The organism is Paraburkholderia sp. BL25I1N1 (assembly GCF_003002025.1).
Taxonomy (GTDB): Bacteria; Pseudomonadota; Gammaproteobacteria; order Burkholderiales; family Burkholderiaceae; genus Paraburkholderia.
Map to the genome: position 1 here is coordinate 398,459 of NZ_PVZB01000004.1, position 11,854 is coordinate 410,312.

13 protein-coding genes and 1 pseudogene are annotated in these 11,854 nt (G+C 58.8%); 10 read left to right on the top strand and 4 right to left on the bottom strand.

Translation table 11 applies throughout. The features are described from left to right. The first annotated feature begins 16 nt into the window (after nt 1–16). The 7 genes and pseudogenes from B0G73_RS08580 (at nt 17) to B0G73_RS08610 (ending at nt 4,121) form a co-directional block, all read left to right on the top strand. Nucleotides 17–721, top strand: coding sequence for a glutathione S-transferase family protein (locus B0G73_RS08580; RefSeq protein ID WP_106279708.1), 705 nt, complete (start codon nt 17–19; stop codon nt 719–721). A 28-nt stretch (nt 722–749) separates the two neighbouring features. Beyond that, nucleotides 750–953, top strand: a pseudogene (locus B0G73_RS08585) (glutathione-dependent disulfide-bond oxidoreductase); the annotation flags it as partial. A gap of 214 nt (nt 954–1,167) precedes the next feature. After that, nucleotides 1,168–1,389 carry a DUF6434 domain-containing protein gene (locus B0G73_RS40905; protein WP_106279709.1) on the top strand — a complete coding sequence of 74 codons (222 nt, stop codon included), beginning with the start codon at nt 1,168–1,170 and terminating at the stop codon, nt 1,387–1,389. 134 nt (nt 1,390–1,523) lie between these two features. Beyond that, the gene (locus B0G73_RS08595; RefSeq protein ID WP_106279711.1) at nt 1,524–2,327 is read left to right on the top strand and encodes a lipid II flippase Amj family protein; all 804 of its coding nucleotides are present in this window, start codon (nt 1,524–1,526) and stop codon (nt 2,325–2,327) included. Between the two features lie 56 nt (nt 2,328–2,383). Beyond that, on the top strand, nt 2,384–2,890 hold the full coding sequence (locus B0G73_RS08600) for a GNAT family N-acetyltransferase (protein WP_106279713.1): 507 nt from the start codon (nt 2,384–2,386) through the stop codon (nt 2,888–2,890). A 37-nt stretch (nt 2,891–2,927) separates the two neighbouring features. After that, on the top strand, nt 2,928–3,440 hold the full coding sequence (locus B0G73_RS41855) for an AAA family ATPase (protein WP_106279715.1): 513 nt from the start codon (nt 2,928–2,930) through the stop codon (nt 3,438–3,440). 216 nt (nt 3,441–3,656) lie between these two features. Beyond that, complete coding sequence (locus B0G73_RS08610; RefSeq protein ID WP_106279717.1) at nt 3,657–4,121, top strand: GFA family protein; 465 nt, start codon at nt 3,657–3,659, stop codon at nt 4,119–4,121. Nucleotides 4,122–4,290: 169 nt separating this feature from the next. Here the strand turns inward: B0G73_RS08610 and B0G73_RS08615 are convergent, their stop codons facing one another. Next, the gene (locus B0G73_RS08615; RefSeq protein WP_106279719.1) at nt 4,291–4,722 is read right to left on the bottom strand and encodes a GNAT family N-acetyltransferase; all 432 of its coding nucleotides are present in this window, start codon (nt 4,720–4,722) and stop codon (nt 4,291–4,293) included. Between the two features lie 261 nt (nt 4,723–4,983). After that, the gene (gene argC / locus B0G73_RS08620) at nt 4,984–5,913 is read right to left on the bottom strand and encodes an N-acetyl-gamma-glutamyl-phosphate reductase (protein ID WP_106279721.1); all 930 of its coding nucleotides are present in this window, start codon (nt 5,911–5,913) and stop codon (nt 4,984–4,986) included. Between the two features lie 130 nt (nt 5,914–6,043). On the opposite strand from argC, the gene B0G73_RS08625 reads away from it, so the two are divergent. Beyond that, nucleotides 6,044–6,928 (top strand): LysR family transcriptional regulator, encoded by an 885-nt coding sequence (locus B0G73_RS08625; protein WP_106279723.1) that lies wholly within the window; start codon nt 6,044–6,046, stop codon nt 6,926–6,928. Nucleotides 6,929–7,325: 397 nt separating this feature from the next. After that, complete coding sequence (locus B0G73_RS08630; protein ID WP_106279725.1) at nt 7,326–8,519, top strand: GGDEF domain-containing protein; 1,194 nt, start codon at nt 7,326–7,328, stop codon at nt 8,517–8,519. A gap of 147 nt (nt 8,520–8,666) precedes the next feature. Here the strand turns inward: B0G73_RS08630 and B0G73_RS08635 are convergent, their stop codons facing one another. Further along, on the bottom strand, nt 8,667–9,446 hold the full coding sequence (locus B0G73_RS08635) for an MBL fold metallo-hydrolase (RefSeq protein ID WP_106279727.1): 780 nt from the start codon (nt 9,444–9,446) through the stop codon (nt 8,667–8,669). Nucleotides 9,447–9,623: 177 nt separating this feature from the next. Beyond that, nucleotides 9,624–10,508, bottom strand: coding sequence for a LysR family transcriptional regulator (locus B0G73_RS08640; protein WP_106279729.1), 885 nt, complete (start codon nt 10,506–10,508; stop codon nt 9,624–9,626). Nucleotides 10,509–10,658: 150 nt separating this feature from the next. Here B0G73_RS08640 and B0G73_RS08645 point away from each other — a divergent pair, with 150 nt between their 5' ends. Beyond that, entirely contained in the window at nt 10,659–11,402 is a 744-nt protein-coding gene (locus tag B0G73_RS08645) for an SDR family oxidoreductase (protein ID WP_106279731.1), read from the top strand. The last annotated feature ends 452 nt before the right edge of the window (nt 11,403–11,854 follow it).

Below are 11,854 nucleotides of genomic sequence, written 5' to 3' on the forward strand. Positions count from 1 at the left end.
CCCGGAGGGCACCGCCATGATCCGTTTTTACTTCCACCCCACGCCAAACCCGGCCAAGGTCGCGCTCCTCCTTGAGGAAACGGGCCTTCCTTACGAGGCGATCCCCGTCGATACTAGCAAGGGCGAACAGCACACACCGCAGTTCCGTGCGATCAACCCCAACGGCAAGGTGCCCGCCATTGTCGACACGGAAGGGCCGGGGGGCGAGGAAGCGCGCGTCTTCGACTCCACGGCGATCCTGCTCTATCTGGCGGAGAAAACCGGCAAGCTGCTCGGTTCCCCGCAGGACAGGCCTGAGCTGCTTTCGTGGCTCCTGTTCCTCGCCTCCGGTCTCGGCCCGTTCTCGGGTCAGGCCGTGCACTTCCAGTTCGCCGCGCCCGAAGGACTCGACTATGCCGTGAACCGCTATCGACGGGAGGCCGAGCGTCACTACAAGGTTTTGAACGACCATCTGGAAGGGCGGACGCATATCGTCGGCGACACCTATACGATCGCGGATATCTCGGCTTGGGGATGGCTCGATCGTGCCTCGCGCGTGCTCAAAGGGGCCGACGATCCGCTGGCGGCGTTTCCGAATCTCAAGCGCCTGTTCGAAACGGTCGACGCACGTCCCGCGGCGGCCAGTGCCAGAGCCGTCGGTAAGGACCACGCGTTCAAGAAGGTCAACGACGAGGAGACCCGACGTGCGCTCTTCCCGTCCAACTATCCCCCGGCTGCGTGAGCCGGCACTGAGACTTACGGAGAGCCCCATGGCTGATTTACTCGACTATATTCCCCCGAAGGTCTGGACCTGGAACAAACCCAGTGGCGGCACCTTTGCCAACATCAACCGGCCGGTCGCGGGGCCGACGCACGAGAAGGCGCTTCCGGTCGGGCGGCACCCGTTGCAGCTTTATTCGCTGGGCACGCCCAATGGCGTGAAGGTAACGATCCTGCTGGAGGAACTGCTCGCGGACGTCTAGTTGCGTTCGAGCGACGGCGGGGCAGAACGGCTGCTCTGGAGCGCAGTGGCGGCATTCGCAGAAACTAACTGGGGACGGGAAGGGACCGACTCCCGCCGAGCGTCGTCGGACAGAATCCGGCCAATTTCGGCCGCTCGACGCTTCGGCGTAGATCGCTAACAATAGCTAGTCTGTTTCACAGCAACTTTGAAGACGGGGAGCCTCTATGAATTTTGACTGGCACCGAGACCCGATCAATCGGGCCACCAAAATTGACGAGACTTACAAGAACACGCAAAACGTTCGTCGATTTCTGACGAGCGAATGTGGGGAGACGTTCGGGTTCGATCGTTCCTTCATGGCCTGGATTAAAAGCGGAGTACCCAAGAACATGGGGGAGGTGGCAGACGAATGGATCAGGTTGCGCAAGGTGGGTGTCGAAACGTAACTGCCCTATGCTGAACGCATCAGGCAGTGTGCGGCCAATTCCGGTCACACGATCAGTGAACCAAGATGGTCGACAATCGGGCCGCGAGTTCCAATCCGGGTAGATTTCGGTTCTCCCAATCTGGCGTTGGCAAGATGGACACTCAGCTATTGATCATTTGCGGGCTTACGTTCGTAATCCATGTGATCGCGACGCTGGCATATGCCGTACGGATCGCCGGTGTTCGCACGCGACGGATTGCCGTGTCATTTTCACTGTTCGGAATAATCGCTTTGCTTTCCCGGACGGCGAACTCCTTTCAAGGACCATTCATAGCCAAGCGGGTTGAGCTTGATATTGCTCGTCACATGGAGCACGGTTTGCTACGCGACTTTCGGCTTTTCCTGCTGACTGCTACGGTGGCAAGCATTGTCGGTGCATTTCTAATTCCCACGTTCCAGCGCTATTTCAGTCGTGCCGTCGATCACTTTCAAGCAAATCGCTCGATTCCTCGCCTGCTCCTCCATATCTTCAGTCGGGGAGGCGTCAGCTATATTCGGCTTGGAGCACGGTTCCCTTCGCGGCATAACGTCATCCAACTGGCAACGGGCGCAGGCGTTTCCTGGAAAGTTATTGGACTGAACGCTATCGCGATGGGGATCTGGACGGTCGGTGTCTTCGCGTCACTTTATGCCGGATACTTGAAGCCCGATTTGCGGGTTACCTGCGCGAATCTGTCGTCAGTTATCAATGGCTTTGCGACCGTGGTATTGGCCGTGGTCATCGATCCGCAAGTTTCAGTGATGACCGACGATGTAATCGAAGGCCGAATTTCGGAAAACAGCTTCCGGCGGGCCATTACAATTCTCGCGGGCGCGCGCGTTCTTGGGACACTATGTGCGCAGGCGGTGCTCGTCCCAGCGGCATTGGCCATAGTTCGAATCGCCGAACTCATTTAGTGAAAGGCGTTTTGCGAAGCGTCGCTCTGCTGTATCTACTGCTGGAGGGAAAAGCAATGACAAAAATATCCGTTCGCAGGGCAGGTGAACTGGATGTGCCAGCTTTGACGCAAATCCGCAACGATGCGCACGCAAAGAAGGTGGCGCACGGTGACTATGCGTGGGGCAAAGAAGGTGACGGCTTTTCCGAGAGATGGGTTCGAAACAACGTTTCTCAACGGGAGGTGTATCTCGTCGAACAGGATGGCACTTCGGTTGGAACGTTTTTGCTGGATCTGCACGACGACAGCCACTGGGGGCCTCAAGAACCAATCGCCGTATATGTGCATGGGCTTTGCGTGCGGAATGGCTTTAACGGACGCGGGCTCGGCAGCTTCATGCTTGACTGGTGCGCTGAAATCGTAAGCACTTTGAACCGGCGTTTGGTTCGACTCGACTGCGCCGCTCACAACCAGAAGCTATGCGCATACTACGAGTCGCTTGGCTTTTACCGCGTAGGACTGTACCCGGAGCCGGAGCCCGGCGGCTACGTCTGGTCGCTGTACGAAAAGCTGGCCCGCTAGCGTGTGACTCCAACTCGAAAGGGACGTTGGTAAGGATATGGAACCGACTGCTATCGTATTACATGGACCAACCAGCGCGGGGAAGAGCAGCTTGGCTCGGGCGCTTCAAGATAGTTCGGAAACACCCGTCTTTCACATAACGCTCGATGCATTTGTCGAAATGTCGCGTAGACGTGACATGCGATCGGACGACGAGTTGGCGCAAGCGCTGAGACTTCACCATCTCAACTTGCAATCCGCTCTTAGACGGGTGGCGGATAGTCACTTCGAGATCGTTCTCGACCTTGTGCTTAGGGATTCATCCGTCTTCGATGAATGCATTTCGGCCCTTGCCCCGCGCCGCACATATGTAATTGGCGTCTCATGTCCCCTGCATGTTTTGGAGGAACGTGAACGTGGAAGGCCAGACCGTGGAGAAGGAATGGCCAGGTCGCAGTTCGGGCATCCGGCTTACGATAGACCCTATTCGATGCGGGTTGACACGTCTACCTGTACTCCAGAAGAAGGGGCGCTCTTGGTCCGCTCGTTCATCAACGAACGGGGCGACTGACCGTTTTCGGTCAGGGCGGCCGTCGCTTCAGGGTCGGTTGCGGTCCTCTGCCTGACGCGCGGTTTTAGAGTCCTGCGTACGGCGGCGTCGGGCAGAGTTGGCCAAGAGCGGGCGTTCGACAATGCTCAACAGATCGCTGACAATTCGCCGCTGGCTCGTACAATTGCCGATCTGTCCAAACCCACCGACGTTCACCAACGGCATCTGGAGGTTGCTATGCCTGCACCCTACATCGGTAATTGCCTCTGCGGGCAAATCAAATTTGAGCTCAGGCGAGAGCCGCTCACTTTTTATGTTTGCCATTGCACTGTATGTCAGCGCAGGACAGGCGGCGCTGCGCTGCCTGTGATGTGGGTCCGTCGACCGGATTTGCATGTTTTGGAAGGCGAGCCAACGCTGCTGACATTTGACTTCGGTCATGGGCAACGGCGTAGCAAGGCATGCCCGCGCTGTGATACCCGGCTTTGGGCAGAACCAAACGATCAGCCCAACTTGTCCATACTCAGGCCTGGGACATTGCAGAACCAAAGCGAATTTGTCCCGATAGCGCACATATTTACCCGCAGCAAGCAGCCATGGTTTTTGATTCCAGACGGCGTTCCGACTTTTGAAGGCCCGGTCAGCAATCAAGGGGAGTTGCTTCGGTTATGGCGCGAAAGGAATATCAGCGAGCGCCACTGAACGCCATACTGATCCAGTCTGCCGGTGACTCGCTCGCACCCGCCAAAGGTCTGTGCCGACTGCGTCTCATCGCATTGGACGCCGGTCGGCCACGAGGCTCCATTCGACAGGGCGACGCGGATCGTTCTCAATCCCAACGAGATAGCGTCGAGGCCGCAGGATAAACAGACTAGAGCAACTTTTTCATCGATGGCGCTGAGTGAAGTCCGTAGTCTCGGCGCTCATAAAATGGGATAGCTTCCGGTCTTGCATCCAGAAACACCGCGCTCATATCACGCGCACGCGCATCAGCCTCGGCATAATCCAACAGAGCGTGCCCAGCACCGTAGCCTCGGGCTTCCACCGCTACGACGAGATCATCGACATGTAGATACCCTCCACGCGCGAGGGTATGAACCGGTCGGATGCCCATGACCCCGATAAGTTCGTCGTCTACGAACGCACCAACTAACTCATATCCGGAATATGATTGGCGACGCACCCGCTGGAGAAATTCAGCTTCATCAAGCGTGCGTAACTGCGAGATGACCGGGAAAGCCTGCGGCCATTCGGAGGGTGAAAGCCGGCGAATATTTGTTGCGGCGTGGTGACCTGAAATCATGGGGATACATCCGTCTGTCGGGATGGGTCAATTTTTACACACAAGCGGGCAAGCGCCGTCCGTTCAATGTCCGATCTCGAGCAAGGCCAAGGGCCGTTGTGGGGTCGACCGTTGGAAGTTCGACCGGGCGATGCGACCGGCGTTCGCCCGCGGCCCCGGACTTCCATGATCGGCCAATTTGAGACGTTCGACGGCCACCACCAGATTGGCAACAATCGTCGGCATATGGGGCGGCCGAACGTTAGCTGAAGCCGTCGGCCACTATTGCCGAGTGAGCATTAGGTTCAGGTTCTGGACCGCGGCGCCGGATGCGCCTTTGCCAAGATTGTCGAAAACCGCGGACAGCAAGATCTGGCCGTGCTCCACGTTATGAAAAACGCTTAGGTGCATGTTGTTCGTGCCGTTCAGCACTTGCGGATCCAGATGTTTCAAGGCGCTCGATTCGTGCAGCGGCGAGACTCGTACGTGAGTCTTCTCTGCATAGTGGCGTGCGAGGCATGTGTGCAACATGGCGCCAGCCACGCCGGTTGCGAGCAGCCGCGACGCCAGAGGCACCGTTAGCACGATGCCCTGGCGGAACGCTCCATACGCAGGGACGAAAATGGGACGCTGCGCGAGCCCGGCGTGCTGCTGAATCTCCGGCGTGTGCTTGTGCGCGAGTTCCAGGCCATAGACCTGGTACGAAGACGCGTTGGCGGCTCCCGGCCCCTCATGTTCCTCCACGCCGGCCCGCCCGCGGCCGGAATAGCCGGATACCGCGTGAATGCTGATCGGGTAGTGATCCGGTATGAGCCCAGCCTGCACCAGCGGATGCAGCAAGCCGATCGCGCCGGTCGGATAGCAACCGGGATTGGTGACCCGGCGTGCACTCGCAATGAGCTCCGCCTGTCCCGGCGTCATTTCCGGAAAGCCGTATGTCCAGTCCGGATTGGTGCGGTGCGCGGAGCTTGCGTCGATCACTCGGACGGCAGGATTGACAATGGCACCGACTGCCTCGAGCGCGGCGGCATCGGGCAAACAGAGGATGGCGATGTCGCAGGCGTTGATGGCTTCCGCGCGACGCCTCGGATCTTTGCGGTCCGTATCGCCAAGCGTGAACAGCCTGATGTCGGTCCGGTTGCGCAGCCGTTCGTGGATTTGCAAGCCGGTCGTGCCTTGGTCGCCGTCGATGAAAACAATGGGGGAATTCATACGCGGGAATACTCCTGTGACTTTGGGTGGTGCCCAGTGGAACGAGCCCCTATGTTCCTCGGACAGCTAGAATAGAGAAAGTTGAATTTCACAACCTGAATATTCAGTTTTTCTGAATCTGGACGCCGACATGCGAGAGATCAGCCTGGACCGTTTGCGCACCTTGGTCGCCATTGCCGACCGTGGTTCATTTGCCGATGCGGCGCGTGCACTGCACCTGGCGCCGCCGACGGTCAGCCTCCACATCGCCGAACTCGAAGACCGTATTGGAGCGCCGCTTCTGTCACGCAAGCGCGGGCACGTCAGGCCGTCGGCGATCGGAGAGGTGCTGGTGGAGCGCGCACGTCGACTGCTGGCCGACGCGGAACAGGCGCTAGACGATATTCAACGCCAGGTGCAGGGGCTCGAAGGACGCGCGCGGCTCGGTGCGTCGACTGGCGCGATCGCGCACCTGTTGCCGCACGCGCTCGAGGGGCTGCGCCAGCGTCATCCCGGCATCGACATCCAGATTGCCGTGCTCACTTCGCAGGAAACGCTGTCCCGGCTGGCGGATGGAACGCTGGATGTCGGGCTGGTCGCGCTGCCTCAGCCGCCGGTGGCGGGACTCGTGATAAAGCCTTGGCGTCGCGACCCGGTGATGGCCTTTGTGCCGGCGCATTGGCGGTCCCCGGCCCGCGTCACGCCGGGATGGCTCGTCGCCCAGCCGCTCATTCTCAATGACGCAACCACGCGTCTTTCTCGCCTGACGGCAGAGTGGTTCGCTGCCGGCGGACACCATCCTGCGCCGCGCATCCAGCTCAACTACAACGACGCGATCAAGAGTCTGGTCGCGGCCGGTTATGGCGCCGCGCTGTTGCCTCATGAGGCCACTACGCCATTACACGACAAACGCATTGTCATGCGCCCGCTGCGCCCGGCGTTGTGGCGGCGGCTCGGCATTGCCCATCGTGCGGGGTACGTCGAGCGTTCCACGCAACACGTGCTCGATGTGTTGTGGGATCTGCGATTGGCGTAGAAGTCGCCATTTGCCGCTTTTAGCTCGTTCTCATTGGTACTTGGCTGGCCTCATGCACACCACGACGAAGGAATGGCCGGTTCGTAGAAATTTGGCTGACCGAATCGGGTCGACCTAAGCCGGACGCTGTGGGACTCAGTACGGCCAATAAGGGATCTATGCCGACGTCAAAAGAGTCGCTGACAATCCCGCGCGCTTCAAATTCCAGGCGCCAGACCGGATGCGAAATCGCCTTGCCCGAAGGCCCCCACTCACCAGGCGTACAATCCTCTGACAATATCGGGCGCCACATCTATTTTTGGGGCGGAGCGGTCAATGGCGCTTGGCGATACACGCCCCAAGAACCGCCAACCTATAGGCCGGGCGATTTCGTGTCCGGCAGCGGAGGACAAGTGACATGCCCGCTCAGATATCGCCCAATCAACTCGTTCAATTGATCATCCCGGGTGTCACGACGGTCTTTTCACTCGGTTTTGCCTGTGCATGGATCTACGATAGACGACTGCGCTATCTGCGCCTCCTCGCCGCTTCATTTGTCGCTTTCGCAGTCGGCTCGGCAGTGCAGATCTGTCACCTGCCGGATGAGTGGCGATTGAATGCGCTTATATCGGCAACGTTTTATGTGCTAAGTATTCAACTGTTGGCGGAAGGTGTTTTGCGCAGGGCGGGGCTTCATTTGCGGCCGGCGACGCATGCGTCGATGTTCGCGCTGGTGTTGGGGGGCATCTATTACTTCTCCTTCGTGACGTCGAACCTACTCGTGCGCGTCTACATTCTGAATCTCAGCGCCGGGTTGTTGATGATGTTTGCCGCGGTCCGTTTCAGGAAACGCTGCAATGGCCGCACCATTAACCGCGTTCTTCTCTGGGTGCTGCTGATCTTCGGCGCCAGTTTTTTCATCAGGACGCCGCTCACTACGATCCAACCCTTGCCGCATAGCGCTGCGCCGTTCGCGCGAACTATTTTCTGGGTCTTGCTACAGTTGTCGCTCGCCCTGATGGGCGCTGTGTTGGGGCTCGTGCTGCTGGCCGCAGCGATGTCGGACGTGATCGACCGGCTGACTCTCGAACGCGATCTCGACTCGCTCACGGAAACGTTGAACCGGCGCGCGTTTGAACGCCTGGCGGGCCGCCGCGTCGCGGACAAGCGAAGCTATCCGCTCGCGCTGGTCGCTTTCGACATCGACAACTTCAAATCCATCAACGACCGTTACGGGCATGCGGCCGGCGACGCGGTGCTGCGCCAGTTCGCCGCAATCCTGCGCGCTGCGGTGCGCGAGAAAGATGTGGTGGCACGCATCGGCGGCGAGGAGTTCGTGCTTCTGCTTCCGGGCGCCGACGACAAATTCGCGTTTCAGATCGCAGAGCACTTGCGCATCATGCTGGAATCTTCACGCTTCGATGAGATTGAGGCTACGCTTTGCGTCACGACGAGTGCCGGTGTTGCCCGGTACCGGCCCGGCGAGGCGGTCGGGGCGTTGCTGATGCGCGCCGATCACCTGCTCTATGCAGCGAAGCGCGCGGGGAGGAACCGGGTGGTCGCGGAACCGTTAGGTCAGACGTGGGATGCCCCCGAGCTTGATATCGTGTGATCGCCCGAAGGCCGGCGCATCAATGCATCGGACTCCGAGGGGCCATGTACGGTCGTCCGACATCGAATTCGACAAAACAATTGAACGTCTGCCCCATTCGGTCAACGGACCGTCATAGACTCTCAGCACCGTTCGCCGGGGCACGACTCACCACTCGATCTTCAATGGCTCGCCGCGCAGCAGGGGCAACAAGCGATCGCCGACGCCAAGGGCGGTGAAGGCCGAAGCCAGCTCGTCAGAGCTTTCGGTGTTGTGCTTCCAGCCTTCGTTATGCACCGCCAGGATCTTCGCATTAGGGAAGGCATGGGCGGCAGACAGTGCGTCGTTGCTGTCCATCGTCATCTGGAAGCGCCCGCGTGGCTCTGCGGCGCCGGCAAAGACAATCACCACCTTTGGAGAATATCGACGGGCAACTTCGGCAGTGCCCTCATACCAGACCGTATCGCCGGTCACATAGACCGCGTCGCCTGCTTCCTTTTCTCCCAGCAGAAAACCAATGACGTCGCCTGAATACGGCTCGATTCCCACCGGGCCATGTCGCGCCGGCGTCCCGGTAATCAGCAATCGCCTGCCGCCCGGACCTTCGATCATTTCTGTTTCGAAGGGTGCCAGGCCCAAGGCGTTGCCGCCCAGACGCGCCTGCCCGGACAGCGTCGTAAAGGTCGTTTTCGCGGTCGGCAAGATTGTGCGCCCCATTGTATCGAGGTTATCGAAGTGATGATCGTGGCTGAGCAACACGGCATCCAACGATCCGGTTTCCTCGATGGTGAGCGCCGGACCGGTGGTTTTATGAAACGTCACGGGCTTGCCCGGATATGGCTGGTAAGTACCTGGTGGATCAAAGGTCGGATCGGTTAAAAGCCGAAAGCCACCTACCTCTATCAAAGTGGTTGGTCCGCCAATCAGGGTAATAGTTGCACCAGTCATCACAGCGTCCAATGTCGAAGTGGGAATGCGGAGATTATGGCGGCTTGAGTCTCCGCGCGGCACTCCCCACATTCGTTCAGCGGATGCTCAATTTCGCACAGATATACTCGGTGCCGAACTGGTCCGCGCGTGAACAAGTTGCTCGCAAACGACATGCGCGCGGTGACGCAGCAGGATCTATTCGATCAGTTCACGCTCGCTGGAAAACAGGTTCATTAGAAAATCGACGACCGTTTTGGTTGCGAGGTTAGTGACGCCATCGCGGCGAATCAATAGCCAAAGTTCCCTGGATGGTGGCGCTTCCTTCATCGAGCAAAGCACTAAGGTTGCATCACTGCGCCCGATAAAGTGAGGCAACAGGGCGACGCCTGCGCCGGCACGGGCCGCTGCCGCCTGCATCACCTGACTATTGCTTCTGAACGCCATACGGGCGCGTGGATAGGTTTCACTGAGCCAGATGGCCTCCGGCAAGTGGGCGTTGGCATCGTCAAAGCCGACGAATGTCGGGTTTTCGCCGGCTGCCAGGCGTCGCCTCCAGTCTTCCAATGAATAAAAACCGAAACCGAGCACGGCCGCGCGCTTTGCGATGACCTCACCGTCAGTTGGCCGCCCGAACCGCAGCGCAATGTCGGCCTCGCGCCGCTCGAGGCTTACAGCCCGAAAATCGGTAGCAAGATCTACATCCAGAGTCAGATACGCAGCGGTCAAACCGGCCAGTTTCTCGACAAGAAAACATTGGGCCAAACTTGGCGGGGCATTGACCCGCACCAGCCCGCTCGGCACCTGCGGTTCGCCGCCGCGTCCGAATCGCGCTGCTGCCGCTTCCATCTCGCTCGCAGGCGAAAGCGCGCGCACGCCGGCCGCAGTCAGCACATAACCATCGGGGCGACGCTCCACCAATTTCTCCCCTAGCGCTTTCTCAAGCGTCTGAATGCGCCGGGAAATGGTCGCATGGGAAAGCGATAGCGCCCGGGCCGCCGCTGAAAGGCTGCCATAACGGGCCAGAGACACAAAAATGCGGATGTCTTCCCAAGCGAACGATGTGCGAATTTGATCAGCCATTGTCGGATAGTGGCGAATGGTTCAGCGACGACATGCCGATTAGCATGAGCCCCTGGATTGGAAATAGCATCTGGCGATGCACAGACGGCGGCTTTGACATTTGCTCAACGCAAGTGGCTCAAAGCTCCTCAAAGGTGAAAAGGATACGTCATGCGTGAAGGGATCAAGGGTAAAGTCGTTCTAATCGTAGGAGGCGCCGGCGGGATAGGCTCGGCCGCGGCGAAAGCGTTAGCTGCAGACGGCGCAATCGTTGCTGTTGCGGATATAGATCCAAACCGATCGGATTTATTGGTCCGGCACATTCTTGCCGAGGGCGGCGAAGCCAGGCGATACGACGTCGACGTCACCCGAAAGAAAGACATCGAGCTGGTTGTTAGTGCCGTCGTCGCTGATTTCGGGAAGCTCGACGTGTTAATCAACAGCGCGGGTGTCATGCTGATCCGTCCAATGGTCGAGGTGAACACGGAGGAATGGGAAACCACGATCGATTTGAACTTGAAGGGGACCCTCTGGGGGATCGGCGCTGCGTTGCCGGTGTTCTTGCGACGAGGCTTTGGCCATGTAATTAACTTGGGCTCGGTGCATGGATTGAAGGTGTTCTCACCGGGTGGTGCCGTGCATTCCGCATCCAAGTTTGCGATTCGAGCGCTCTCGGAAGGCTTGCGCGCCGAGATGGCCGGCTATCCGATCCGCGTGACCTCGATCACGCCCGGTGCGGTGGACAGTGGTATTCAGAACAAAACCACCGGGACCGACAGCGCGCGTATTCTGGAAATCTACAAAAAAGCGATTTCTCCAACTGCCGTGGCGCGCGCCATTACCTTCGCCATCGAGCAACCAGTTGATGTCGACATCAACGAAATCGTCGTACGTCCCACCGCTCAATTACTGTGATTCTGTATGTCCGTCAAGCAATGACGGTTTGAGCCTTTCATCGCTCGGTTCAAGATGCGGACAGTTGCAACGGCGACTCTTTGCTAATAGCCATTGGCAATGGCTGTGCCGAAAACTCGCTTTTGCTCCGGAGGACCAAGCACAGGTTGCGAAGCCTTTAGTTAATGTAGCGCAATAGACGGTGGGATTCGTGTAATGCCGTCTTATTCGCATCGGCTCAGGAGCTTTGGCTGCGCGTTGACGACCGGCCGCTTTCGGGAGGCGAAATGCCAATGACCGCTTTGCGGCGATGAGTTCGAAGCGCGGATGGACTCAGCCCGACCCATACGAGTCGTTCAGATTCGACTCACCAATGTCCGCTCATAGGGCGGCACGGGACGATCAGTGCCGAAATCTTGTAGTTGTGCCCGAAGAGCAAAATTTGGCCACGCCTTGTGAACGTCAAGCGATAG

What these genes read in the sequence shown, in the direction of transcription:
- B0G73_RS08580 (WP_106279708.1), top strand. Translation starts at nt 17, where the DNA reads ATGATCCGTTTTTACTTCCACCCCACGCCAAACCCGGCCAAGGTCGCG.
- B0G73_RS40905 (WP_106279709.1), top strand. Translation starts at nt 1,168, where the DNA reads ATGAATTTTGACTGGCACCGAGACCCGATCAATCGGGCCACCAAAATT.
- B0G73_RS08595 (WP_106279711.1), top strand. Translation starts at nt 1,524, where the DNA reads ATGGACACTCAGCTATTGATCATTTGCGGGCTTACGTTCGTAATCCAT.
- B0G73_RS08600 (WP_106279713.1), top strand. Translation starts at nt 2,384, where the DNA reads ATGACAAAAATATCCGTTCGCAGGGCAGGTGAACTGGATGTGCCAGCT.
- B0G73_RS41855 (WP_106279715.1), top strand. Translation starts at nt 2,928, where the DNA reads ATGGAACCGACTGCTATCGTATTACATGGACCAACCAGCGCGGGGAAG.
- B0G73_RS08610 (WP_106279717.1), top strand. Translation starts at nt 3,657, where the DNA reads ATGCCTGCACCCTACATCGGTAATTGCCTCTGCGGGCAAATCAAATTT.
- B0G73_RS08615 (WP_106279719.1), bottom strand. Translation starts at nt 4,722, where the DNA reads ATGATTTCAGGTCACCACGCCGCAACAAATATTCGCCGGCTTTCACCC.
- argC (WP_106279721.1), bottom strand. Translation starts at nt 5,913, where the DNA reads ATGAATTCCCCCATTGTTTTCATCGACGGCGACCAAGGCACGACCGGC.
- B0G73_RS08625 (WP_106279723.1), top strand. Translation starts at nt 6,044, where the DNA reads ATGCGAGAGATCAGCCTGGACCGTTTGCGCACCTTGGTCGCCATTGCC.
- B0G73_RS08630 (WP_106279725.1), top strand. Translation starts at nt 7,326, where the DNA reads ATGCCCGCTCAGATATCGCCCAATCAACTCGTTCAATTGATCATCCCG.
- B0G73_RS08635 (WP_106279727.1), bottom strand. Translation starts at nt 9,446, where the DNA reads ATGACTGGTGCAACTATTACCCTGATTGGCGGACCAACCACTTTGATA.
- B0G73_RS08640 (WP_106279729.1), bottom strand. Translation starts at nt 10,508, where the DNA reads ATGGCTGATCAAATTCGCACATCGTTCGCTTGGGAAGACATCCGCATT.
- B0G73_RS08645 (WP_106279731.1), top strand. Translation starts at nt 10,659, where the DNA reads ATGCGTGAAGGGATCAAGGGTAAAGTCGTTCTAATCGTAGGAGGCGCC.